The organism is Streptomyces sp. NPDC051987, from assembly GCF_040680735.1.
Lineage (GTDB): Bacteria > Actinomycetota > Actinomycetes > Streptomycetales > Streptomycetaceae > Streptomyces.
The window spans coordinates 26231-50828 of record NZ_JBFAXI010000034.1; the positions used below are offsets into that span (position 1 = coordinate 26231).

Annotated in this window: 21 protein-coding genes; 8 read left to right on the forward strand and 13 right to left on the reverse strand. The window is 72.7% G+C overall.

Features of this window, described 5'->3' with window-relative positions; all coding sequences use genetic code 11:
* Positions 1-154: 154 nt before the first annotated feature.
* The gene (locus AB0M11_RS19945; RefSeq protein WP_365707170.1) at positions 155-1792 is read right to left on the reverse strand and encodes a diaminobutyrate--2-oxoglutarate transaminase family protein; all 1638 of its coding nucleotides are present in this window, start codon (positions 1790-1792) and stop codon (positions 155-157) included.
* Between the two features lie 329 nt (positions 1793-2121).
* Here AB0M11_RS19945 and AB0M11_RS19950 point away from each other — a divergent pair, with 329 nt between their 5' ends.
* Both AB0M11_RS19950 and AB0M11_RS19955 read left to right on the forward strand, forming a co-directional pair.
* Positions 2122-3369: an enolase C-terminal domain-like protein gene (locus AB0M11_RS19950; protein WP_365707172.1), complete on the forward strand. Its 1248-nt coding sequence runs from the start codon at positions 2122-2124 to the stop codon at positions 3367-3369.
* 99 nt (positions 3370-3468) lie between these two features.
* Entirely contained in the window at positions 3469-4692 is a 1224-nt protein-coding gene (locus AB0M11_RS19955) for a hypothetical protein (RefSeq protein ID WP_365707174.1), read from the forward strand.
* A 148-nt stretch (positions 4693-4840) separates the two neighbouring features.
* Here the strand turns inward: AB0M11_RS19955 and hflX are convergent, their stop codons facing one another.
* The 6 genes from hflX to miaA form a co-directional block, all read right to left on the reverse strand.
* A complete protein-coding gene (hflX, locus tag AB0M11_RS19960; protein ID WP_365707176.1) occupies positions 4841-6334 on the reverse strand; it encodes a GTPase HflX in 1494 nt (497 codons plus the stop codon).
* 158 nt (positions 6335-6492) lie between these two features.
* Entirely contained in the window at positions 6493-8040 is a 1548-nt protein-coding gene (locus AB0M11_RS19965; protein ID WP_365707178.1) for a M1 family metallopeptidase, read from the reverse strand.
* A gap of 70 nt (positions 8041-8110) precedes the next feature.
* The gene (locus AB0M11_RS19970) at positions 8111-10252 is read right to left on the reverse strand and encodes an HD domain-containing protein (RefSeq protein WP_365707180.1); all 2142 of its coding nucleotides are present in this window, start codon (positions 10250-10252) and stop codon (positions 8111-8113) included.
* Between the two features lie 295 nt (positions 10253-10547).
* The gene (gene dapF, locus AB0M11_RS19975; RefSeq protein ID WP_365707182.1) at positions 10548-11423 is read right to left on the reverse strand and encodes a diaminopimelate epimerase; all 876 of its coding nucleotides are present in this window, start codon (positions 11421-11423) and stop codon (positions 10548-10550) included.
* A 149-nt stretch (positions 11424-11572) separates the two neighbouring features.
* Positions 11573-12079, reverse strand: coding sequence for a hypothetical protein (locus AB0M11_RS19980; protein ID WP_365707268.1), 507 nt, complete (start codon positions 12077-12079; stop codon positions 11573-11575).
* Between the two features lie 107 nt (positions 12080-12186).
* A complete protein-coding gene (miaA, locus tag AB0M11_RS19985) occupies positions 12187-13125 on the reverse strand; it encodes a tRNA (adenosine(37)-N6)-dimethylallyltransferase MiaA (RefSeq protein ID WP_365707184.1) in 939 nt (312 codons plus the stop codon).
* 180 nt (positions 13126-13305) lie between these two features.
* On the opposite strand from miaA, the gene AB0M11_RS19990 reads away from it, so the two are divergent.
* Together AB0M11_RS19990 and AB0M11_RS19995 are read left to right on the forward strand one after the other, a co-directional pair.
* Positions 13306-13620: a hypothetical protein gene (locus AB0M11_RS19990; RefSeq protein ID WP_365707186.1), complete on the forward strand. Its 315-nt coding sequence runs from the start codon at positions 13306-13308 to the stop codon at positions 13618-13620.
* A 33-nt stretch (positions 13621-13653) separates the two neighbouring features.
* The gene (locus AB0M11_RS19995) at positions 13654-13941 is read left to right on the forward strand and encodes an antitoxin (RefSeq protein WP_365707188.1); all 288 of its coding nucleotides are present in this window, start codon (positions 13654-13656) and stop codon (positions 13939-13941) included.
* A gap of 108 nt (positions 13942-14049) precedes the next feature.
* Here the strand turns inward: AB0M11_RS19995 and AB0M11_RS20000 are convergent, their stop codons facing one another.
* The 4 genes from AB0M11_RS20000 to AB0M11_RS20015 all read right to left on the reverse strand — a co-directional run bounded on the left by AB0M11_RS20000 (position 14050) and on the right by AB0M11_RS20015 (position 18524).
* Positions 14050-14856, reverse strand: a complete 807-nt coding sequence (locus AB0M11_RS20000; protein WP_365707190.1) for a class III extradiol dioxygenase subunit B-like domain-containing protein — start codon at positions 14854-14856, stop codon at positions 14050-14052.
* Positions 14857-14866: 10 nt separating this feature from the next.
* Positions 14867-15157, reverse strand: a complete 291-nt coding sequence (locus AB0M11_RS20005) for a hypothetical protein (protein WP_365707192.1) — start codon at positions 15155-15157, stop codon at positions 14867-14869.
* A gap of 160 nt (positions 15158-15317) precedes the next feature.
* Positions 15318-16844 (reverse strand): tRNA (N6-isopentenyl adenosine(37)-C2)-methylthiotransferase MiaB, encoded by a 1527-nt coding sequence (gene miaB / locus AB0M11_RS20010; RefSeq protein WP_365707194.1) that lies wholly within the window; start codon positions 16842-16844, stop codon positions 15318-15320.
* Between the two features lie 159 nt (positions 16845-17003).
* A complete protein-coding gene (locus tag AB0M11_RS20015) occupies positions 17004-18524 on the reverse strand; it encodes an amidohydrolase family protein (protein ID WP_365707196.1) in 1521 nt (506 codons plus the stop codon).
* Positions 18525-18849: 325 nt separating this feature from the next.
* Between AB0M11_RS20015 and AB0M11_RS20020 the strand changes: the two genes are divergently transcribed.
* The 3 genes from AB0M11_RS20020 to AB0M11_RS20030 all read left to right on the forward strand — a co-directional run bounded on the left by AB0M11_RS20020 (position 18850) and on the right by AB0M11_RS20030 (position 21540).
* The gene (locus tag AB0M11_RS20020) at positions 18850-19401 is read left to right on the forward strand and encodes a histidine phosphatase family protein (RefSeq protein WP_365707198.1); all 552 of its coding nucleotides are present in this window, start codon (positions 18850-18852) and stop codon (positions 19399-19401) included.
* A gap of 65 nt (positions 19402-19466) precedes the next feature.
* Positions 19467-19826, forward strand: a complete 360-nt coding sequence (locus AB0M11_RS20025) for a DUF6204 family protein (protein ID WP_365707200.1) — start codon at positions 19467-19469, stop codon at positions 19824-19826.
* Positions 19827-20085: 259 nt separating this feature from the next.
* Complete coding sequence (locus tag AB0M11_RS20030) at positions 20086-21540, forward strand: hypothetical protein (protein ID WP_365707202.1); 1455 nt, start codon at positions 20086-20088, stop codon at positions 21538-21540.
* Positions 21541-21547: 7 nt separating this feature from the next.
* Here the strand turns inward: AB0M11_RS20030 and AB0M11_RS20035 are convergent, their stop codons facing one another.
* Complete coding sequence (locus AB0M11_RS20035) at positions 21548-22015, reverse strand: hypothetical protein (RefSeq protein WP_365707204.1); 468 nt, start codon at positions 22013-22015, stop codon at positions 21548-21550.
* Positions 22016-22165: 150 nt separating this feature from the next.
* On the opposite strand from AB0M11_RS20035, the gene AB0M11_RS20040 reads away from it, so the two are divergent.
* On the forward strand, positions 22166-23164 hold the full coding sequence (locus AB0M11_RS20040; protein ID WP_365707206.1) for a TAXI family TRAP transporter solute-binding subunit: 999 nt from the start codon (positions 22166-22168) through the stop codon (positions 23162-23164).
* 27 nt (positions 23165-23191) lie between these two features.
* On the opposite strand, the gene AB0M11_RS20045 is transcribed toward AB0M11_RS20040, so the two are convergent.
* The gene (locus AB0M11_RS20045; protein ID WP_365707208.1) at positions 23192-24589 is read right to left on the reverse strand and encodes a HAMP domain-containing sensor histidine kinase; all 1398 of its coding nucleotides are present in this window, start codon (positions 24587-24589) and stop codon (positions 23192-23194) included.
* Between the last annotated feature and the right edge of the window lie 9 nt (positions 24590-24598).

The following is a 24598-nucleotide window of genomic DNA, read 5'->3' on the forward strand; positions in this document are numbered from 1 at the left end:
GGCCTCCTGTGCTGGCCGGACCTCGTGGGCCTTGTGGGCCTATCTGGTCTCGGCCTGGACCTTCCTGGTCTCGGCCTGTCGTGCGGCCTGGTCGGTTCGGTCGGCGGGTTCAGGGCGATTGGGCCGGTCGGCCGGGGCCTGTCCGGTGCACCGGTCAGTCGGCCGGCTCCGGGCGGTCTTCCGGGCTCCGGGGCCGAGCGCCATGGGCGGCCGGGTCACGAGCCACGGCCGCCACGGCGTCGGCGAGACGGTCCAGTACCGCGGCCGCCTGTTCGTCGGTGATGGTCAGCGGCGGCAACAGTCGGACGACACCGGCGTGGCGACCGCCGAGTTCGACGATCAGACCCCGCTCCAGGCAGGCGCGCTGGACGGCCGCGGCCAGTTCGGGGGCGGCGGGACGCGGCCCGGGTCGGGTCTCACCGTCCCGCCCGTTCACCGCACGGCCCCGCGCCCGCACCGCATCACCGGCTGCCGCTCCATGTCCCTCCTCGGCGGCCTCCTCCGGCTCCCGCCACCCCTCCGGCTCCCGCCACCCCTCCGGCTCCCGCCACCCCTCCGGCTCCCGCCACCTCTTCGGCTCCTGCCACCCCTTCCGCTCCTTCGCCTCCCCAGCACGCGCCTCCGCCGCCGCCTCTATGGGCTCCTCCCCCTCGGGGTCCACCAACTCCACCCCGATCATCAGGCCACGGCCCCGCACGTCACCCACGCACGCGAAGTCGTCCTGGAGTCGGCGCAGTTGGGACAGCATGCGGGTGCCGAGGGCGGCGGCTCGTTCGGCGAGCGCGTTCTCGCGGACGTGGGCGAGGGTGGCGGTGCCGGCGGCCATGGCGAGCTGGTTGCCGCGGAAGGTGCCGGCGTGGGCGCCGGGTTCCCAGAGGTCGAGGTCGTCACGGTAGACGACGACGGCGAGGGGGAGGCTGCCGCCGATGGCCTTGGACAGCACCATGACGTCGGGGGTGACGCCGCTGTGCTCGACGGCCCAGAAGGCACCGGTCCTGCCCACGCCGGTCTGGATCTCGTCGGCGATCAGAGGGATGGACCGGTCGGCGGTGAGTCGGCGCATCCGGCGGAGCCAGTCGTCCGGCGCGGGGATCACCCCGCCCTCGCCCTGGACGGGTTCGAGGATCATGCCGGCCGGAAGGGGGACGCCCGACTTGGGATCGTCGAGGACGGTCTCGGTCCAGCGGGCCGCGAGTTCGGCGCCCCGGGGGCCACCGACGCCGAACGGGCAGCGGTAGTCCTGGGGGTAGGGCAGCCGGGCGACACGGACGTCGCCAGCCCCGCCGGAGGCGGCCAGGGCGCCGCTGGTCATGCCGTGGTAGGCGCCGGTGAAGGCGAGGATGCCGGTGCGGCCGGTGGCGGCCCGGACGAGTGTGAAGGCGGCCTCGACGGCGTCCGTGCCGGCGGGCCCGCAGAACTGGACGCGGGCGCGGTCGGCGAGGCCGGGCGGCAGGGTGCGGAACAGTTCGGTGACGAAGGCGTCCTTGACGGGTGTCGCCAGGTCGAGGACGGCGAGCGGGGCGCCGGAGTCGAGGACTTTGCGGATCGCTTCCAGCACGACGGGATGGTTGTGTCCGAGGGCGAGGGTGCCGGCGCCGGAGAGACAGTCCAGGTAGCGGCGTCCGTCGGCGCCCTCGATGGTCATGCCGCGGGCCCGCACCGGCACGATGGGCAGGGCGCGCGCGTAGGTACGCGCCCGGGACTCACGCGCCGACTGGCGCCCGAGGATCCCCTCGTGCGCCGCGCGCGCTCCCCCGAACGTCCCCCCGGTCACCGACTCCGTCACGGCCACGGCTCGCTGTCCTCCCCGCTGTCCAGAGGCGAGTTGATCGGTGGGCACCGGGCACAGGCAGCGGGACCCCCACCGCTACCAACCCCGGACCGGCCGACGGGTTACGGGTCGTCTCAAGATCCTTGCCGCGAGCTTGCCTTTGCTGACTCGACGGTCGTTCACTCCACCGGACAGGGACTCCCCCTCGTCCGCCCTCGACCGAGCGGTCGACCATGCCTTGACGTGGAGTTGGGGCGATTCATACCTTGGTGAGTCGAGCTGGCCGTGTGACGAGAATTCCCTGATCTGAACAGCGGTGAGACCGACCGCGGACCGGAGGCAGGCTCCCCATGCGCACGAGGATCCGTGAGCTGATCGTCACCCCGATCGCCTTCCCTGACCCACCGCTGCTCAACTCCAGCGGCGTCCACGAGCCGCTCGCCCTGCGGATCGTGCTCCAACTCGTGCTGGAGGACGGCACAGTGGGCCTCGGTGAAACCCCCGGCGGCACGGCCCGGCTGAAGCGGCTCGAAGCGGCGGCGCGGCTGGTGGTGGGCATGGACGTCTTCGACGTGACGGCCGTCATCGAGGCGATCGACGCGGCTCTGCGCCCCACCGTGCCCGCTTCGCACGAACGCGGGTGGACCACGAGTGCGGTGGAGGTGGCCTGTCTCGACGCCCAGGGCAGGCTGCTCGGGCGCCCGGTCAGCGACCTGCTCGGCGGCCGGGTCCGGGACGCGGTGCCGTTCGCGGCCTACCTCTTCTACAAATGGGCGGAGCATCCCGCTCTCGACGGCCGCCCCGCGATCGGTGACGGCTGGGGCGCGGCGCTGGACCCGGCCGGGATCGTCGAACAGGCACCGCTGATGCAACGGCGGTTCGGTTTCCGGTCGTTCAAGCTGAAGGGGGGTGTGTTCCCGCCCGACGAGGAGATCGCGGCGGTGCGGGCGCTCGCGGAGGCGTTCCCCGGGCAGCCGCTGCGGCTGGACCCGAACACGGCCTGGACGGTGGAGACGTCGACGTACGTGGCGAGGGAGCTCGACGGCGTCCTCGAATACCTGGAGGATCCCACCGCGGGCATCGAAGGCATGGCGGCCGTGGCGAAGGAGTCACCGCTCCTCCTCGCCACCAACATGTGCGTGATCGCCTGGGAGCACCTCCGGCCGGCGGTCGAGCGGAACGCGATACAGGTGCTGCTCACCGACCACCACTACTGGGGCGGGCTGCGTCGCACCCGGGAACTCGCGGGCGTCGGCGAGGCCTTCGGCCTGGCCCTGTCCATGCACTCCAACTCGCATCTGGGCATCAGCCTGGCCGCCATGACCCAGGTCGCCGCGACGATTCCGAACCTGGACCATTCCTGCGACACGCACTACCCGTGGAACAGCGCCGACGACGTCATCCTGCCCGGTGCGCTGGAGCTGGCCGACGGGGTGGTCCACGTCCCCACCGGCCCCGGGCTCGGCGTCGAACTCGACCATGAGGCGCTCGACCGGCTGCACCGGCTGTATCTGGAGTCGGGTGTACGCACTCGCGACGACACCGGTTACCTGCGACGCATCGATCCCACCTATGAACTGCGGTTGCCTCGCTGGTGAGGGCCGTAGCGAAACCGTTGCCCTTCCATGGGGAGCGGCACACAGCGAGCGCATAGTGTGTGGCGCTGAAGTTCCTTTGCAACAGGGGGTGTCACCATCATGCGACCCAACCGGCCGTCGTTCGCCCTTCGAGGTGGAGGGGGCGCGCCGCGTGCGCTGGCGGCCGTCGCCCTCGTCTCGGCGCTGGCGCTGACCGCCACCGCCTGCGGCGGCTCCGGCGACGACGACGCGGGCGGCCCGGCGTCCGCGTCCGCCACGGCCAATACTGGTGACGGCAAGATCAGGATCCCTGACGACATCAAGAACAAGCTCAAAGAGCACGGGATCGACGTCGACAAGTGGAAGCACGGCGCCTGGAAGAACTGGAACAAGGACGACTGGCTGCGCGAGGCCGACGACTTCATCAATCCCATCATCAAGGGCCTGTGGGACCCGAACCGGATGCGGGACGCCAACGACCCCGACAGGGGCAAGGGCGTCGACAGCAACGACATCTCAGGTGACCAGGGGGTCACGGACCCGACGCCGGTGCCGGTCCGGGCCCAGGCGGTGCGGCCGTCGTACCACGCGAGCGCGGCCACGGCCGGGAAGGTCTTCTTCGACTCCCCCCAGGGCACGATGGTCTGCTCGGCGACGGTCGTCGAGGATCCGGCGCACCCGGGCAAGTCCAACCTGGTGTGGACGGCGGGGCACTGTGTGCACGCCGGCAGGAACGGCGGCTGGTACCGCAACATCGCGTTCGTGCCGTCGTACAACGACCAGGGGCTGACCGGTTCGGCGCTGGCGGCGGCCACTCGTTCACAGATCGCGCCGTACGGCGTCTGGTGGGGGGACGGGGCGCAGACCTCGCAGCAGTGGATCGACCAGGGCGGGGAGACCGGCGGCCACGGGGCGTCGTACGACTACGCAGTGATCCATGTGACGCCTGAACAGGGCAGTGACGGCAAGTCGCTGGAGGAGACGGTCGGTTCGGCGCTGCCGGTGAACTTCGACGCGCCTGCGGTGCCGAAGGTCTCGCGCATCACCGCCACGGGGTATCCGGCGGCGAAGCCGTACGACGGGTCGCTGCTGTACCGGTGCGCGGACAGGCCGGGGCGGCTGTCGGTGGACGCGGCGGCGCCGACGATGTACCGGATCGGGTGCACGATGACCGGCGGGGCGTCCGGGGGCGGCTGGGTGGAGACCGGCGCCGACGGCAAGCCCACGCTGGTGTCCAACACGTCGATCGGGCCGGTGGGTTCGGGGTGGCTGGCGGGGCCGCGGTTCGGGGACGTGGCCAAGGGGGTCTACGAGGGGGTCAGCAAGGAGTTCGCCGATCAGTGAGGAAGGCGGGTTTCGCCCTCGCGCCGTGATGCACCTGGTGCGTCGGCGACCGACTCGCCGTCGGGGCTGATCGCGCGGTTCCCCGCGCCCCCGGGAAAGCGAACGGGCCGCCCCCTGAAAAGGGAGCGGCCCGTTCGCCTGCGAACTGTCACGCGGCCGGTGCCGGAACATACGGGGCGAGTTCCGCCGCCAGCTCCTCGTGGACCCGGACCTTGAGGAGGGTGCCGTCGGCGGTGTGTTCCTCCGAGAGGACCTCGCCCTCGTTGTGCGCGCGGGCCACCAGCTTGCCGTGGGTGTACGGGACCAGGGCCTCGATCTCCACCGACGGGCGGGGCAGCTCGTTGTCGATCAGGGCGAGGAGTTCCTCGATGCCCAGGCCGGTGCGGGCCGAGACGGCGAGGGAGCGCTTCTCGTTGCGAAGCAGTCGCTGGAGGACCAGCGGGTCCGCCGCGTCGGCCTTGTTGATCACGACGATCTCGGGGACGTCGGTGGCGCCGACCTCCCTGATCACCTCCCGCACGGCGGCCAGCTGCTCCTCCGGGGCCGGGTGCGAGCCGTCCACCACGTGCAGGATCAGGTCGGAGTCGCCGACCTCCTCCATGGTGGAGCGGAACGCCTCGACCAGGTGGTGGGGCAGGTGCCGGACGAAGCCGACGGTGTCCGCCAGGGTGTACAGGCGGCCGCTCGGGGTCTCCGCGCGGCGGACGGTCGGGTCCAGGGTCGCGAACAGGGCGTTCTCGACCAGGACACCGGCGCCCGTGAGCCGGTTGAGCAGGGAGGACTTGCCGGCGTTGGTGTAGCCCGCGATGGCGACGGACGGCACCTTGTTGCGGCGGCGCTCCTGACGCTTGATCTCGCGGCCGGTCTTCATCTCCGCGATCTCCCGGCGCATCTTCGCCATCTTCTCGCGGATCCGCCGCCGGTCCGTCTCGATCTTGGTCTCACCGGGACCACGGGTGGCGAGGCCACCGCCCTTGCCGCCGCCCATCTGCCGGGACAGCGACTGACCCCAGCCTCGCAGCCTCGGCAGCATGTACTGCATCTGGGCGAGCGAGACCTGCGCCTTGCCCTCGCGGGACTTGGCGTGCTGGGCGAAAATGTCCAGGATCAGGGCGGTCCGGTCGATGACCTTGACCTTGACCACGTCCTCCAGCTGGATCAGCTGGCCGGGGCTCAGCTCACCGTCGCAGATGACCGTGTCGGCGCCGGTTTCGAGGACGATGTCGCGCAGCTCCAGGGCCTTGCCGGAGCCGATGTAGGTGGCCGGGTCGGGCTTGTCGCGGCGCTGGATGACGCCGTCGAGGACGAGTGCGCCCGCTGTCTCGGCGAGAGCGGCCAGCTCCGCGAGGGAGTTGTCCGCGTCCTGCGCGGTGCCCGAGGTCCAGACCCCGACCAGCACGACCCGCTCCAGGCGGAGCTGTCGGTACTCGACCTCGGTGACGTCCTCGAGCTCGGTGGAGAGGCCTGCCACGCGGCGCAGAGCCGCGCGCTCGGAGCGGTCGAACTGGTCGCCGTCCCGCTCTCCGTCGATCTCGTGGCTCCAGGCGACGTCCTCTTCCATCAGGGCATCGGCCCGAAGACCGTCGGGGTAGTCCTGCGCGAGGCGCCTGGTGTCCTGGGAAGGGGAAGAAGAGGAGGTCATTGGGTCCTTACGTCGATGGGGGTGCCGATGCCGGCCTTCGCTTTCCTAACGTACGAGTACCCCGGGAGATTCCCCGCGACCCGTACCGTGCCGGCCCGACGATGGTCGCACGGTACGCCCCGCCTCGGCACCGTGTTATTCGGGGGGCCGTCCCGCCGTCACGTGCGGGTCGGCTTCTTCGGGGCCGGGACCTGCTTCCAGTCCGGGTGGCCGGGCATCGGCGGGGTCTTCGCGCCGTACAGCCAGGCGTGGAAGAAGCCGGTGAGGTCGCGGCCGGCGATCGCGGAGGCCAGCTGGACGAAGTCGGCGGTGGTCGCCGTGCCGTCCTTGTGGCGCTGCACCCAGACCCGCTCCAGGCGCTCGAAGGCGGGCTTGCCGATCGTCTGGCGCAGGGCGTAGAGGGCGAGGGCGGCGCCGTCATAGATGTTCGGGCGGAAGATGCCGATCTTCTGGCCGGGCTCGGGGGGCTTGGGCAGGGCGGGCGGCCCGCCGGCGGCGCGCCAGCGGTCGGAGGCTCCGTAGGCGGCCTTCATGCGGTTGATCATGGGCTGGTGGCCCTTCTCCTCCGCGTACAGCTCCTCGTACCAGGTGGCATGGCCCTCGTTCAGCCAGACGTCGGACCAGACGCGCGGGCTGACGCTGTCCCCGAACCACTGGTGGGACAGTTCGTGCACCATGATCGACTCGATGTACCACTTGGGGTAGGCGGGCTCGGTGAACAGGCTCTTCTCGAAGAGGGAGAGGGTCTGCGTCTCCAGCTCGAAGCCCGTGGACGCCTGTGCCATGAGCACGCCGTACGTCTCGAAGGGGAAGGGCCCGACCTTGCTCTCCAGCCAGGCGATCTGGTCCGGGGTCTTGGCCAGCCAGGGTTCGAGCTTCTTGGCGTCGGCACTCGGCACGACGTCCCGGACGGGCAGTCCGTGCGGTCCGGCGCGGTGCAGTACGGCGGAGCGGCCGATGGAGACCTGGGCCAGCTCGGTGGCCATGGGGTGCTGGGTGCGGTAGGTCCAGGTGGTCGTGCGGCCGGTCCGGGCCGTCTCGGTGGGCAGGCCGTTGGCGACGACGGTGTAGTCGTTCGGGGCGGTCACGTGGAAGGTGAACATCGCCTTGTCCGACGGGTGGTCGTTGCAGGGGAAGACCAGGTGGGCGGCGTCCGCCTGGTTGGCCATGGCGAGGCCGTCGGTGGTGCGCACCCAGCCGCCGTCCTGGCCCTTGGCGGAGACCGGGTCGCTGGTGTGCCTGACGGTGATCCGGGTCCAGTCGCCCCGCCGCAGCGGCCGGCCGGGCGTGACGACCAGGTCCTCACCGGCGCTCTGGAAGGCGGCGGGCCGGCCGTCCACCTCGACGGACTCGACCTTGCCGTGCGCGAAGTCCAGGTTGAGCCGGTCCAGCTCGGTGGTGGTCCAGGCGTCAATGGTGGTGACGGCCTGGAGCGGCTTGTCGTTGCTGCCGGGATAGGTGAAGGAGAGGTCGTACGACGCCACGTCGTACCCCGGGTTGCCGAGGTACGGGAAGAGCCGGTCGCCGAGGCCGAGCGGGACCGGCGGGGCGCTCGCGCCCAGGAGGGCGACCGAGACGGCGCAGGCGAGGAGGGCGGCGGCCCGGCGGCGCCGGAGCAGGCCGGTATCACGCGTGGCAGGGGCGGTGGTTCGCGGGAGCGGGCCGATGCGTCCCGTCAGCGGGCGGGTGCGGAGGGTGAGCGGCATGAACCACCGCTACCAGCGCGCCTCACCCGCAGAGCGACAACACCGAAATGATCCACTCGAACGAGTGAGTTCACTGGTGTTGTGCTCGGCCGACGTCGTACACGCCGGGCACATTGCGCATCGCCCGCATCAGGGCCGGCAGGTGAGCCGCGTCGGACAGCTCGACGGTGTACGTGTGCCGGACGCGCTGCTGGCTGGGGGGTTCCACGGTCGCCGAGACGATCTCGGCGCCCTCCTGGGCCATCGCCTCGGTGAGGTCGGCGAGCAGGTGCGGGCGGCCGAACGATTCGGCGACCAGGGTGACCCGGCAAGCCGTGCTGTCGCCCCAGCTCACGGCCACTTCGGGGCGCCCGGTGCCCTTCATGTGCAGCACCGCGGCGCACTCCACGCGATGCACGGTGACCACTCCCCCGCGCACCGCGAAGCCGGTGACCTCGTCGGGCGGGACGGGGGTGCAGCAGCCGGCGAGCCGCACGGTCGCCTCCGGGCGGTCCACCACCTGGGCGTTGGCGGTCCGGGGGGCGGCGTCCGCGGCGGTGGCGGAGACGGGGAGTTCGGGTACGGGCCGGCTGGGGGCGGGGGCAGGCTGCTCCTCGGCGCTGTCCGGGTGGGCGGCGAGCCAGCGCTGGATGGCGATCCGCGCCGCCGGGGTGTGGGCGTGCTCCAGCCATTCCCGGGAGGGCTCGGAGGCCGGGTCCTGGCCCATCAGGAGCTGGACGGTGTCGCCGTCGACCAGGACCGTGCTGAGGGTCGCGAGGCGGCCGTTGACGCGGGCGCCGATGCAGGCGTGGGCGTCCTCGCCGTACTGGGCGTAGGCGGCGTCCACGCAGGTGGCGCCCTCGGGGAGGCCGAGAGTGCCGCCGTCGGGACGGAAGACGGTGATCTCCCGGTCCTGGGCGAGGTCCTCGCGCAGGGTGGACCAGAAGGTGTCGGTGTCCGGGGCGGCCTTCTGCCAGTCGAGGAGACGGGAGAGCCAGCCGGGACGGGTGGGGTCGGCGCGCTCGCCGTCGGCCGGGGAGTCGGCGGCCTCCGCCGCCGGAGCGTCGGCGCCCGGGGCGTAGGGGTTGCCGAGGGCGACCACGCCGGCCTCGGCGGTCTTGTGCATCTGGTGGGTGCGGATGAGGACTTCGGCGACCTGTCCGTCGGCACGGGCGACCGCCGTGTGGAGCGACTGGTACAGGTTGAACTTCGGTACCGCGATGAAGTCCTTGAACTCCGAGACCACCGGGGTCATACAGGTGTGCAGTTCGCCGAGGACGGCGTAACAGTCCGCGTCCTCGTTGACCAGGACGAGGATCCGGCCGAAGTCGGCCCCGCGCAGCTCGCCGCGCTTGCGGCTGACGCGGTGGACGGAGACGAAGTGGCGGGGCCGGATCAGGACCTCGGCCGGGATGTCGGCCTCGCGCAGCACGCCGCGCACCTCGTCGGCGATCTCGGCGAGCGGGTCGCCGGGGCGGGCCGCGTTCTCGGCGATCAGCTCCCGGGTGTGCTCGTACTCCTCGGGGTGCAGGATGGCGAAGACCAGGTCCTCCAGCTCGGTCTTCAGCGCCTGCACGCCGAGCCGCTCGGCGAGCGGGATGAGGACGTCGCGGGTGACCTTGGCGATGCGTTCCTGTTTCTCGCGACGCATCACGCCGAGGGTGCGCATGTTGTGCAGGCGGTCGGCGAGCTTGATCGACATCACCCGGACGTCGCTGCCGGTGGCGACGAGCATCTTGCGGAACGTCTCGGGCTCGGCGGCGGCCCCGTAGTCCACCTTCTCGAGTTTCGTCACCCCGTCGACCAGATAACGGACCTCCTCGCCGAACTGTTCCCGCACCTGGTCCAGCGTCACATCGGTGTCCTCGACGGTGTCGTGGAGCAGAGACGCCGTCAGGGTCGTGGTCTCGGCGCCGAGTTCGGCGAGGATCAGCGTGACCGCGAGGGGGTGGGTGATGTACGGCTCGCCGCTCTTGCGCATCTGGCCGCGGTGCGAGGACTCGGCCAGCAGGTAGGCACGGCGCAGGGGTTCGAGGTCGGCGTCGGGGTAGTGGGCGCGGTGCGCCTCCACCACATGGCCGATGGCATCGGGGAGTCTGCCGCGGGCGGCGTTGCCGAGCAGCGCGGCCCGGCCGAGCCGACGCAGGTCGATCCGGGGGCGGGCCTTCCTGCGGACCGCCGCCGCGGGCGCTGCTGGACCGGGCGTCGCAGGGTTCGTGGCCTCCGCACTCATGGGCACCTCCGGCTCGTGGACCGGCGGACGGGGCCCCAGGGCATACGCGGCTCAGGGATTGGCGACGTTCCCCCGTCCGTGCCGGTGCTTGATGCTACCGAGCCCATCACCCCCGATTGACCGGCTCCCGCCGAGCGTGAAACGGATCACCCCATCGAGCGACGATTTCGAGGTTTACGATTTTGCGCCACCTGTTCGGGGAGTGGCCGACGTTTCGTGTCGGCGAGGGCAACACCGGCCGTGGATCTGGATGTTGAATGACCGTCCGGAGCTTGGTTTCCGCCGTGCGATCGGCTCAACGCACGGCGTTTTCCAGCCACTCGGCATCGATCTCGCCCTCCGCGACGATCACCGCGGGCCCGGTCATCTCGATCTCGCCGTCGGGCCGCTCGGTGATGACGAGCCGTCCGCCGGGCACGTCCACGGTGTACGTCACCGGGGTGCCGGTGGCCGAGGGGTCGGCGCCGTCCCGGCGTGCGGTGGCCACGGCGACCGCGCAGGCACCGGTGCCGCAGGAGCGGGTCTCGCCGGAGCCGCGCTCATGCACCCGCATCGCCACGTGGCGGGGGCCGCGGTCGACGACGAACTCGACATTGACCCCTTCGGGGTAGGCCGACGGCGGGCTGAAGGGGGGCGGGGCAAGGAGGTCACCCGCGTCGGTGAGGTCCTCGACGAAGGCGACGGCGTGCGGGTTGCCCATGTTCACGTTCCGCGCGGGCCAGCTGCGGTCGCCGACGCTCACGGTCACGTCGCCCTCGGGGAGACGGGCGCGGCCCATGCCGACGGTGACGTCTCCCTCCTTGGCGATGTGCACGGCCTTGACGCCGCCGCGGGTGGCGATGGCGAGGTCCCCCTCCGTGGTGTGCCCGGCGTGCTGGAGGTAGCGGGCGAAGACGCGGACGCCGTTGCCGCACATCTCGGCGATCGAGCCGTCGCCGTTGCGGTAGTCCATGAACCACTCGGCGTCGGCGGCCATCCCCTTGGCCTCGGGGTGCGCGGCGGACCGTACGACGTGCAGCACGCCGTCGGCGCCGATGCCGGCGCGGCGGTCGCAGAGGGCGGCCACGGCGGCCGGGGTGAGGTCAAGGGCGTTGTCGGGGTCCGGGACGATCACGAAGTCGTTCTCGGTACCGTGGCCCTTGAGGAAGGGGATGGGCGTGCGCGTGCTCATCCCTCGATCGTACGGGAGCGGTCTTCGGTGGCAGTGCCCCGCAGTGGGTCACCGCGGGCGCGTCGCGGCTGGTCGCACGGTTTCTCCCCCAGCCTTCGGCCGGGAGGCCGGCCCAGTGCCCCTTACGGGGTGCTCCGGTCGGCGGCGCTTCAGCGCAGGCGCGCCACGCGCCAGACCGCCAGGACGGCCACGATCGCCACCAGGACCACGTAACCGATCACCACGCGCCAGTCGGCCCTGTGGCCCGAGCCCCGTGCCGGGAGGCCAGGCCACGTGTAACCGACCTTGCGGGCCGCCATCATTCCCCAGCCCGCCGCGCAGCAGCAGATCAGCAGGCCCAGCATGGCGATCACCGCGCCGCTGTCGCCGAAGTCGAAGGCCAGCGGGAAGGCGAACATCAGGGAGCCGACCGCGGCCAGGCCGACGATGGGCGCCAGGTGCCACAGGCGCAGGCGGCGCTGCGGGCGGAGCTCCACCTCGACCTCGGGGCCGCTCGTGAACATCTCCTCCGGCTCGGGGCCGTCGGCGGTCACGCCGCCGCCCACCGTGTCGTCCGGTCCGTCGGAGCTCAGCCGGTCCTCGGCCTCTTCCCCGTCCTGGTGCCCGATGGCGACATGCTCGGTGTCTTGTGCGGTGTCGCGAGGGCCGGCCTCCATCGCCACGCGCCCTCCCAACCTAGGACTCCACTTGCGATCGAAGCTCGATGATGGCACGGCGTCGGAGCCCCGGATGGCCGGTGGCGCATCCCGATGCCATGACGTGATCAGGCTGTGACCGGTCGTTCGAGCAACGCCAGGGCCAGCCGCGGAAGTTCCTCCCGGTCCGCCGCGGCCCCACTCAACCAGTGCACCCGGGGATCGCGCCTGAACCACGAATCCTGGCGGCGCGCGAAGCGCTTGGTGGCACGGACGGTCTCGGCCCGCGCTTCCGCTTCCGTGCACTCGCCCGCGAGCGCCGCCAGGACCTGCTGGTAGCCGAGGGCGCGCGACGCCGTGCGGCCCTCGCGCAGCCCGTGCGCCTCCAGTGCGCGCACCTCGGCCACGAGACCGGCCTCCCACATCCGGTCGACGCGCCGCGCGATGCGCTCGTCGAGCTCGGGCCGGGCCACGTCGACGCCGATCTGGACGGTGTCGTAGACCGAGTCGTGACCGGGCAGGTTGGCGGTGAAGGGGCGCCCGGTGATCTCGATCACCTCCAGCGCGCGGACGATACGGCGGCCGTTGCTGGGCAGGATCGCGCGGCCGGCCTCGGGGTCGGCGGCGGACAGCCGGGCGTGCAGGGCGCCGGAGCCGCGCAGGGCGAGTTCGTCCTCCAGCCGGGCCCGGACCTCGGGGTCGGTGCCGGGAAACTCCAGGTTGTCGACGGCGCCGCGGACGTACAGGCCGCTGCCACCGACCAGGATCGGCCAGCGGCCGGCGGCGAGCAGGGCGTCGATGCGGGCGCGGGCCAGCCGCTGGTACTCGGCGACGGAGGCGGTGACGGTCACGTCCCAGATGTCGAGCAGGTGGTGCGGGACACCGGCGCGTTCCTCGGGCGTCAGCTTGGCGGTGCCGATGTCCATCCCCCGGTACAGCTGCATGGAGTCGGCGTTGACGACCTCCCCGCCGAGCCGTTGGGCCAGGAAGACGCCGAGGTCGGACTTCCCGGCCGCGGTGGGGCCGACGACGGCGATGACACGGGGGGCGGAGGGTGCGCTGCTCACCGCACCAGTCTCGCAAACCTCGGAGGCGGGTCTCGAACGAGTTACGTGACGGAGCGTGTCCGGCTTCGTTGCCCGTTGCGAGGTTCCCGCCGCCGCCGGGAGGCGACCACCGCTCCGACGCAATCGGACGCACCGGGGTCACGCGGGATTTCGCTCGCACGAGTAACATATGGAGTGGATATGGGCGTTTTTGCACGTTTCCTCGGGAAGAAGCCGAAGATCTCGGACGAGCCGGCGGCGTCCCAGGAACCGAAGGTCGAGGCGTCGGCCGGTGCCGAGCCGGACGGGCCCGGACCGGAGAACGCCACGGAGGAGGCGGCCGAGGCGGCGGCGAAGGGCTCGGGCGAGGACGCCGGCCGAAGCGCGGACGCGGGGAAGGGCACGGACCCGGAGACGGAGCGCGTCACGGTCGCCGCGGAGTGCACCGAGATCCCCAAGCAGCAGTCCGCCAAGGAGGCCGCCGACAACGAGGCCGGCGAGGGCGCCCGCACATAACGCCCCGCGAGGGAAGCCACAGGGAAGGTGACCATGGGTCTTTTGGAGAATTTGAAGGCCAAGCTCGCCCCGGCCAAGGACAAGGCCTCGCACTTCGCGCAGCAGCACGAGGACAAGGTCGACAAGCTCCAGCACGGCATCGACAAGGCCGCGCGGGTCGTCGACGAGAAGACCAAGGGCAAGTACAGCGACAAGATCCAGACGGGGACGGGCAGAGCCAAGGGCGCCATGGACCGGTTCGTGCACCCGGACGCCATGGGAGGCACGGCACCCGGCCCCACTGTCCCGACCCGGCCGCAGGAGCCGCCGCCGGCTTCCTGAGCCGGGCGGCCCCCGGAGAAGATCGGCGGACGGCCGAGAGTCACCCGACTCCCGGCCGTCCGCCGTGTCGGCACGCGTTCGGGGACCGGCGTGCGGGGCGGCGGGTGCTCAGGACCAGGTCGCGACCAGGTAGCAGACGCCGTAGGGGGCGTCGTCGTAGAGAAGGGCACCGGCGAGGTCCGCGTCCTCGGCAGCGCCCGCCAGGACCTGCCAGGGAGCGCGGCCGGCGGCCTTGAGCCGGTACGCCAGGTCGGGGTCGAGGGCCTTGAGCGCGGCGACGTCGGCCGCGCCGAGCGCCCGGGCGACCTCGGCGTCGAACGGGGCCGCCCGGTCGTCGAGGTAGCCCGGCGCCTTGAGGGTGCGGCAGGCGCTGGCGTCGCCCATCACCAGCAGCGCCACCCGCGCGGCTCGGCCGGCGATCTCCCGGCCGGTCCGGACGCACTGCTCGGTCTCCAAGGGCTCGCCGACACCGAGTCCCTCCACGGGGGCGTCGGCCCAGCCGGTGCGCTCCAGCAGCCAGGCGCCGACGGCGAGCGAGGGCGGCAGCTCCCGTTCACCGGCTGCGTCTCCGTCGCCGGGCGCCGCTCCGTCACCGGCGGCACTCCCCGCACCGGCCGCGGCCCCGCCGCTGACCGCACCGGCCGCGGCCCCGCCGCTGACCGGGCCGGTGCCCAGCCGTACGTCGACCTCGGCTCCGAAACCCCGGAACGTGCCCCGGCCGCCCTGCGGGAAGACGCCCCACCCCGGCTGTTCGGCGGGCCCCACCACCACCAGGAGGTCGGGCCGGGCGGCCGCGAGGACGCCGAGCGCGTCGGTGCAGGCGGCACGCGCGGTGTCCAGCTCCGGCGCGGCTCCCGCGGCGACCTCGGGGACGAGGACGGGCGGGCAGGGGCAGACTGCGGCTGCGACAAGCATGATCGGCAGCCTACTGCCGGTACGCGGGAGCGGCATCGGTGCTCCACGCCAGTTCCGCCAGCCGGTAGAACACCCGGTGCGTGGAGACCATGCCGCCGATGTGGACGTAGTACGCGTCCCCGCCCTCCATCCGGAACACCTCGCGGCGCTGCTGACGCAGCCCCGCGCGCGGCCGGTGGGTGCAGGCGACCTCGTACAGGGTGGCCCGCGCCTGCTCCGGGGTGGCTTCGAAGCGGGTGACCTCCTCGACCTTGTAGTACTCCGCGTTCCCGAACTGCACGACAACCACCCAGCGCGCCATGCTCAGCCCCCCGGCTCCTGACCGACCGGCTCCTGCTCGACCGGTTTCTGCTCTTTCGGCCCTGCTCGACCGGCTCTGCTCGACCGGCTCTGCTCGACCGGCCCTGATCGACCGGCCCTGATCGACCGGCCCTGATCGCCGTGAGGAGTATCGCGCGGGTTCAGTGCGCCGCACAGCCCCCGGTCACCGTCGGCAGCGGCTCGGGCACCCCGATTGTCGGCAGCCCCAGCAGCACGCCCGCCGGCTTGGCCGCCTCGGCCGCGTTCCGCTTCTCCCAGGCGTCGCCGGCGCGGGTGCGCCGCACGCCGAGCACCTGGCCCTCGGCGAGGAGGTGGTGCGGGGCGGCGTAGGTGATCTCGACGGTGACGACGTCGCCCGGCCGGACCTCCTGGTCCGGCTTGGTGAAGTGGACGAGCCGGTTGTCGGGGGCCCGGCCGGACAGGCGGTGAGTGGCGCCGTCCTTGCGGCCCTCCCCCTCGGCGACCATCAGGTCGAGCGTGCGGCCGACCTGCTTCTTGTTCTCCTCCCAGGAGATCTCCTCCTGGAGGGCGACGAGGCGCTCGTAGCGCGCCTGGACGACCTCCTTGGGGATCTGGTTCTCCATGGTCGCGGCGGGGGTGCCGGGCCGCTTGGAGTACTGGAAGGTGAAGGCCTGCGTGAAGCGGGCCTCGCGCACGACGTGCATCGTCTGCTCGAAGTCCTCCTCGGTCTCGCCGGGGAAGCCCACGATGATGTCGGTGGTGATCGCGGCGTGCGGGATCGCGGCCCGCACCTTCTCGATGATCCCGAGGTAACGCTCCTGCCGGTACGAGCGGCGCATCGCCTTGAGGACGGTGTCCGAGCCGGACTGCAGCGGCATGTGCAGCTGGGGCATCACGTTCGGGGTCTCGGCCATGGCCGCGATCACGTCGTCCGTGAAGTCACGGGGGTGGGGGGAGGTGAACCGGACCCGCTCCAGGCCCTCGATGGTCCCGCAGGCCCGCAGCAGCTTGCTGAACGCCTCGCGGTCGCCGATGTCGGAGCCGTACGCGTTGACGTTCTGCCCGAGCAGCGTGATCTCGGAGACGCCCTCGGCGACCAGGGCCTCGATCTCGGCGAGGATGTCGCCGGTGCGGCGGTCCTTCTCCTTGCCGCGCAGGGCGGGGACGATGCAGAAGGTGCAGGTGTTGTTGCAGCCGACGGAGATGGAGACCCAGGCGGCGTAGGCGCTCTCGCGGCGGGTCGGCAGGGTGGAGGGGAACGCCTCCAGCGACTCGGCGATCTCGACCTGGGCCTCTTCCTGGACCCGGGCGCGCTCCAGGAGGACCGGCAGCTTGCCGATGTTGTGCGTGCCGAAGACGACGTCGACCCAGGGGGCCTTCCGTACGATCGTGTCGCGGTCCTTCTGCGCCAGGCAGCCGCCGACCGCGATCTGCATCCCGGGCCGGTCCGCCTTCTTCGGCGCGAGGCGGCCGAGGTTGCCGTACAGCCGGTTGTCGGCGTTCTCCCGCACGGCGCAGGTGTTGAAGACGACGACGTCCGCGTCGCCGTCGGAGCCCTCGGGGGCGCGCACATAGCCCGCCTCCTCCAGCAGACCGGACAATCGCTCGGAGTCGTGGACGTTCATCTGGCACCCGTAGGTACGCACTTCGTAGGTCTTGGGTCCCTGAACGTCCACTGCGAGGCTCCGGTCGCTGCTGCTGGTCATGGGACAAGGGTAGGCGCTCCCCGACGGGGCCCGGCCCGGCGCCGGCCGCAGCACCTCCCCGGACCGCTCGGGCTTCTCCCGCGACACGCGCCACGCAGGGGGTGAAGGCCGGCCCGGAGCCGGGGCGGCCCTCGTCCGCCGGGCGGAACGGCCGCGCGGTCAGTACGGTCCGTGTGTCCACCGGCCGGCCGTCATCGTGGCGTGCACCGGCATGGCGCGCAGGGTGTCCGGGTCCGCGGCGGTCGGGTCCACGTCCACGACCACCAGGTCGGCGCGGTCCCCGACCCGGATGAGCCGGCGTCCGCTGGCCGCCGCGGCCAGCGCGTCCCGTACCGGCAGGCGCTGTTCCGGGTGCCAGGCGGGACGGCCGTCGTCGGTACGGGCGACGGCCGACGCGACGGCGAGCCAGGGGTCGAGCGCGGAGACGGGAGCATCCGAACCGAACTCCAGCCGCGCTCCGGCGGCCAGCAGGCCCGCGTACGCGAAGGCGCGTCCGGTGCGTCCGGCCCAGTAGCGGTCCGCGACATCCCGGTCGTCCGTCGCGTGCCGGGGCTGCACCCCCGCTGTGACACCCAACTCCGCGAACCGCGGGAGGTCTTCGGGGCTCAGCAGCTGCGCGTGCTCGATCCGGCCGCGGCAGCGCACGGCCGCGAAGGCGTCCAGGGCGATGGTGTTGGCCCGGTCGCCGATGGCGTGCACCGCCGGTTCGATGCCGTGCGCGGCGGCCCGGCGCATGAGCCGCACCAGCTCGTGCGGTGCCGTCTGCTCGACGCCGTGCGCGGCGTCCGTGCCCTCAAGACCCGGATAGGGGTCGCGGCAGAGCGCGGTACGGGTGTTGAGCGAACCGTCGGTGAAGAGCTTGAGCGGGCCGACCCGCACCAGGCCCTCGGCCGCACCGATCCGGGACCCGGTGCGCAGCCCGCGTGCCAGAGCGGCGTCCAGGTGACCCGGGTAGACGGCGGCGGCCACCCGTACCGCGGGCCGGGACTGTGCCGCGCGACGTTCCCAGGCGCCGACGGTGTCGCCGAACTGGAAGTCGATGACTCCGGTGACCCCGCGTGCGGCGGCGGCCCGGCAGGCGTCGGCGACCCAGCCGTCCATCGTCTCGTCCGGCACCTCGGGCAGGGCCGCGAGGATGGCGTGGGCCTCCGCCTCCCGTACCAGACCGGACGGGTGGTCGCCGCGGCCGACGAGTGCCAGGCAGGCGGAGTTCAGCCACACGGCGTGCAGATCGGCGCTGACCAGCACGACCGGCCGGTCCGGCAGGGCGGCGTCGAGGAGCCGCTTGTCGGGGGCGTCGGGCCAGAGCCCGTCCCGGAAGCCGTAGCCGAACAGCACCGTGCCCGCGCCCGGCGCCGTACGGCCGTGTGCCCGCACCCGGTCGGCCACCTCACGCGCGCAGGCGGTTCCGGAGAGGTCGAGCCGGCGCCGCGCGCTCGCCCACTCGGCGAGGTGGACATGGGCGTCCCAGAGCCCCGGCAGCAGGACGCGCCCGTCGAGATCGAGGACGCGCTCCCCCATGGCAGTCAGGGTCGGCGCCGCACCGTCCCGCTCCGGGACGACATGAGTGACCCTGCCCTCCGCCACTCGCACGCCGACCAGCGGGCCGCCCGCCCCGAGTCGCACCCGGGCGAGCGTCACCGCCGCCGGTTCGTGCGGGATCATCGCGCCGTCCGTCATGAAGCCTCCGCCCTCACCAGTGACGACACCATGAAATCAGCCGAGGCCGGGCTCGGAACCACAGTCCGGCTCGGGGGCAGGGCCGCCGGGTTCGCCCCGCCCGCACCGCGCCCACGGCCGCCGGAAGGCCGGGCCTGCGCGGAGAACCTGGTCGCGGCGACGCGCTCGGTGCGCACGAAGCCGCAACCAGCCCCGGAGCGCCGGTGCCCTCACCGGTCCCTCAGCCGTGACCGGTCCCGGTGAGGGTGTCGGACGGCGTACTGTCGTGCGCGTCGGGTCCCGCCGACACCGGCGCCCCAGGGACGACCAAGGAGGAACCTCCCCCGTGACCTGCCGAGTCATCCTCGTAGCCCCGGCCATGACACCCTCGCTGCGGCGGGCCCGCTTCGACGACGGTGACTCGATCGAGAAGCCCGAGGCGGTGGCGCTGTCCTTGCCGGCCGCGGGCGCGGAGGTCCGCTCACCGAGCGTGCGCTGCCGGGAGACGGCGGCCGCACTGGGCCTCGACGCCACGGCGGAGCCCGAGCTGTCCGGGCTGGACGCGGGCCGGTGGCGGGGCCGGACACTGGAGGAGGTCGGCACCGCCGAACCCGCCGAGCTGCTTCAGTGGCTGACCGACCCGCAGGCCGCGCCCCACGGAGGCGAATCGGTGCGGGAGCTGTGCGCGCGGGTCGGGGGCTGGCTGGACCGGACGGGCCTGACCATCGGCAGGACGATCGCCGTGGTGGAGCCCGAGGTGGTGCGGGCCATGGTGCTGCACGCGCTCGGGGCCCCCGAGACCGCGTTCTGGCGCGTGGACGTCCCGCCGCTGTCAGCGACGGAGATCACGGGCGGTCCGGGGCGCTGGAACCTGCGGCTGGGCCAGGTCGGCGCCTAGCACCCGCGGCGGGGCGCCGGAAATGCGGTGGAGCGGTGCGCCCCGGCCTGCCTAGGGTCGGCGCCATGACCACCCGCACCTTCCGCGTCACCGTCCGCGGCGTCTTCGACGGCCTCAGCGCCGCCCAGCGCGCCGAGCTGCTCTCCCGGGCCGCCGACCACGACGTGCTGCGCGCGGCCTTCACGCCCGAGGGTCACCTCAGCTACGACATCGCCGCCCGCCCGGCCTTCACCTTCCGCTTCCAGGACAGCGGGGAGGAAGAGGAGGACATCCTGGAGGCGACAGAGCGCGCCGAGGAGGCGGCCAGGGCGTGGCTGACCGAGCGCGGCTACGGCTACAAGAACCTCAGGTCCAGCGCGGAGGACCTCTCCCAGGCGCCCCTCGGCAAGCGGCAGCGCCGGGCGGCCGCGCGGCGGACGGACTGACGCCCACACGCCCGGAGACGGCGACCACAACAGCCGGGGAAACGGCCACGGAAACAGCCACGGCGGCCTGAACTCGCCGTGGTTCAGGTCACGTGGGGATGTGGCCGGATCGTGGGGAGCCTGTGCCGCCGGCGTGGCATGCTCAGGGCCACACCGAGTTACCGACCGGTTCTACTCATCGGTAACCATCGTCGGTGCTCCTCGCCCCCCACCCTCAGGACTGACCTTGCGCAGACGCACAAGGCCCGGGCGTGCGCTCATGCCCGCCTTCGCCGTGACCGCCCTCCTCCTCACCGCCGCCTGCTCCTCGGCGCAGCACCAGACCTCCGCCGACGGCCACGCCCAGGATGCCGCCCGGGTCTCCGCCGACTCCACCACCACCGCCGCGGGCGCGGACGGGCAGACGCTCGCCGTCGCCGCCGCACCGGCCGGCACCGCCACCGCGGCCGCGGGCTCGGCGGCCGCGGGCCGGCCGGCCCACCGCACCACGCTGACCGTCGCCTCGTACGACTCCAGGACCCGACGGGCCGTCATATCCCGCCCTGACAAGGGCAGCCCGGCTGCCCCGACCGTCTCCCCCAGCCTCACGGCGTCACCGTCCTCGTCCTCCTCCTCGTCCCCGTCGCCGTCCCCGACGCCGTCGCCGTCAGCGCCGACCGCCGCCCGGCAGGCCGCCGTCGGTGACGTCATCGCCAGCGCTCCCGCGCCCGGCGCTCCGGACGGACTGCTCGCCAAGGTGACCAAGGTGCTCGGCGAGACCGACGCGGGCACGGAGGTGCAGACCGAGCCCGCCACCCTCGACGCCCTGCTCGGTGACGACACCGCCAAGGGCACCGTGCCCGTCGAACCGGCCGCCTTCGACGTCGACAAGCTGCTGCCGGACGTCAAGGTGTCCTGGGCCAAGTCGGGTGACGTGCACGTCGGCCCCGAGGGCGCCCACGTTCCACTCGGCAGCCTCCGCCTGGACGTCAGCACCGAGATACCCGCCGCCGAGGGTGCGCCGGCGTCCGCCGCGGCCGCGGTGTCGGGCTTCGTGCAGGTCGCGCCGCAGGTCGACTTCGCCTACGGCGGCGCGGGCAGCGGCGCCGCGCCCGGCACCGCCTACCTCGGCGTCTCCGGTGACTGGGACTCCGGCTGGTCGGTCAAGGGGCGCGCGGAGGCCACGGCCACCCCGCTGCGCATCCCCTTCGCCAAGCTGCACGCCGACCCGGTCCTCCAGGTCGGCGCGGTCCCGGTCGTCGTCAACCTCGACCTGACCTGCTACCTCCAGGTGAGCGGCGACGGGAAGATCACCGTCGACGTGGAGCAGAACCTGAAGGGCGACTTCAAGGCGGGCGGCACCTTCGGCACGGCCCAGGGCTGGACGCCGGTCAGCAGCTCGACCATGACCAGCACGCCGGTGCGCACCTCCGTGACCACCGCGGGAAGCGTCAGGACCGCGCTCGGCGCCGAGGCCTCCGTCGGCCTGTACGGCAGCGTGGGTGTCACCGCCGACCTCGCGCCCTACCTGCGCGGCGAGGCCACCGGCACGGTCACCGCCACCTCCGCGACCCCGGGCGCCGACGCCCAGGGCGCCTGGAACCTGTACGGCGGGGTGGACCTGTCCGGCACCCTGCGCCTGCAGCTGTCGGTTTTCGGCACACCGGTCCTGGAGCGGAGCATCCCGCTGGGCGCCCTGCACCGTGAGTGGAAGCTGGCGGGCGGCACTCTCTGATCCCGGGTCAGGCCGCGCCGCCGGGTATCCAGCCCTGACCGCGCAGCACCGCCGCGACGTCCGGCGCCCGGTAGTGCTCGCCCTTGAGCACCTTGCCGTCGGCCCGGCGGGCCACCTGCCCGTCGGGCCCCAGCTTGCTCATGTTGGACCGGTGGATCTCGGCGAGGACCGCGTCCAGGTCGATCCCGTGCACCAGCGCGGTGCCGTACGCCACGTAGACCACGTCCGCCAGTTCGTGCGCGAGCCGGTCGAGCGGCCCGACCGCGACCTCGGCGACCTCGGCAGCCTCCTCTGCGAGCAACTCACCTCGATGCGTGGCCAGTTCGGGGGACACCTCGGTCGGCGTGGCCCGAGCGTCCAGACCGAAGGCGCGGTGGAACTCCCGGACGAGGCGAGCGGGCGAGCCCCCGGCTGATCCACCGGTCGAGCCTGCGGACGAGCCACCGGGCGGTCCGACGGGGACGGAACTGGTCATGCGAACGACTCTAGCGGCCGCCACTGACAGTGCCGGTCCGCCGCCGTGCCCAGCCCCTTGAGGGCTCTGGCCCAACCCCCGGTCCCGCCCCCGGCCTCGGCCCTGGCCCAGCCCTGGTCAGGACGGTGACCGGCTGGCAGGATCGCGCGCATGCCCAAGGTGTTCCCCCGTGTCCGCAGACGCCGCGCGCTCCAGTGCGCGGCGGCCGGTCTCGTCGCGTTCGGCCTGCTGACGTGGTGGCTGCTGCCGTTGGGCGAGAAGCCGCCGACCGGGACGATCACCTTCAGCACCGGGACGCTGCGCGGCGTCTACCAGGAGTACGGCGAACGGCTGCGCACCGAGCTGGGCAAGGACATGCCGGGGCTGAAAGTGCGGCTGGTACAGAGCAACGGGTCGTACGAGAACGTACGGCGGGTGGCGACCGGTCAGGCCGACTTCACCATCGCGGCGGCCGACGCGGTGGAGACGTACGAACTGAACGGCGGGCGGGGCGCCGGACTGCTGCGCGGAGTGGCACGGCTCTACGACGACTACGTCCAGCTCGTCGTGGCCCGCGACTCGGACATCACCAGCGTCGCGGACCTGCGGCACAAGCGGGTGGCGATCGGACTGCCCAACTCGGGGGTGCGGCTGATCGCCGCCCGGGTGCTCAAGGCCGCCGGGATCGACCCGGCCAAGGACATCACACCGGTGTCCGACGGCATAGACACCGGCCCTGACCAGCTGCGGCGGGGCAAGATCGACGCGTTCTTCTGGTCGGGCGGCCTGCCGACCAAGGGGCTGGTGGACCTCGCGAAGAAGTTCGGCTTCACCTTCGTGCCCATCGGGGGCGACCTCGTCACCCGGCTGCACACCGAGGGGGAGGCCGCGCTCTACTACCGGGCGACCAACATGCCGGAGTCGGCGTACCCGTCCGTGCAGCAGGGCACGGCCGTCCCCACGATCGCGGTCTCCAACGTCCTGATGACCCGCAAGGACGTCGACCCGCGCCTCACCGAGTGGGTGACCCGCACGGTCATCAAGAGCCGCGACGACATCGGCAACCACGTGCACTCCGCCCAACTGGTGGACCTGCGCACGGCGATCTACACGGACCCGCTGCCCCTGCAGGAGGGTGCCAGGCGGTACTACCGCTCGGTGAAGCCCTGACGGCCGGGCGTCCTGCCTGCCCCTCCCTCACCGGCTCCTCGGCACAGCCACGGTCACCCGCAGCCCCCGCGGCTCGTGGTGCTCACACGACAGCGACCCGCCGCCCGCCGCGAGCAGCGCCCGCGTGATCGACAGCCCCAGCCCCGACCCCTTCACGTTCTGGTGCCGCCCGCTGCGCCAGAACCGGTCGCCCACGCGCGCGAGTTCCTCGTCCGTCAGCCCCGGTCCCGTGTCGGTCACCACCACCGTCGACACATCGCCCTCGGCCGCCACGGTGACCTCCACCACGCCGCCCTCCGGCGTGAACTTCACCGCGTTGTCGATCACCGCGTCCAGCGCGCTGGACAGCGTGACCGGGTCCGCCCACCCGGTGGTCGGCGTGCAGGCCCCGGCCAGCCGGACCCCCTTCGCCGCGGCGGCCGGTGCCCACGCGGCGATCCGCTCCTCGGCCAGCCGCCCGATGTCGGTCAGCATCAGCTCCGCCTCGGCGTGCTCGGCCAGCGCCAGGTCGAGCAGGTCGTCCAGCACCTGCGCGAGGCGCTTGCCCTCGGTGCGGACCGAGGCGATCTCCTCGTTGTCCTCGGGGAGTTCGAGGGCGAGCAGTTCGATGCGCAGCAGCAGCGCGGAGAGGGGGTTGCGCAGCTGGTGGGAGGCGTCCGCGACGAAGGCCCGCTGCTGCTCCAGCACGTCCTCGACGTTGTCCGCCATCTCGTTGAACGCGCGGGCCAGCCGTCTGAGTTCCGGCGGACCGCCGGCCGCGGCGACCCGGGACTTGAGCCGGCCGCTGGCGATCGCGTGCGTGGTGGCGTCGAGCACCCGTACCGGCCTGAGCACCCAGCCGGTCAGCCGCAGCGCCGCGCCGACGGCGAGCAGCATCGCCGCGGCCTCGCCGGCGCCTATGACCAGCCAGTCGCGCAGGGTGCGGGAGCGCATCGGCCCGGTGGGCGAGTCGGTGACCACGACGGCGACGACGTCACCGTCCCGGATCACCGGCGAGGCCACCACCAGGCGGCTGCGCTGCCACGGCCACACCTGCGCAGGATCATGGCTGCGGCGGCTGAGCAGAGCCTCGTCGAAGGCCTCCCGGACCTCGCCGGTCGTCGGCAGCACCCAGTCGTCGGGCGCGTTGGCCATGGAGGAGGCGTTGCGGTAGAAGACGCCCGCGCGGATGCCGTACACACCGTAGTAGCTGGCCAGTTCGCGACGGAGGGTCTCCAGCCGGTCGTCGGTGCTCATGGGGCGCGCGGTGGTGGGTGTGTCGGTCACGAACTGGGCGAGAGCCGCGAACCGCGCGGTGTCGTCGATGCGGTCGACGACGACCTTCTGCTGCTGCGCGGAGGCGGTGCTGACGGCGAGCGGTACGCCGAGCGCGAGCAGCACGGCCGCCATCAGGACGATGAGCAGCGGAAGGAGACGTGTGCGCACCCGTCCCCG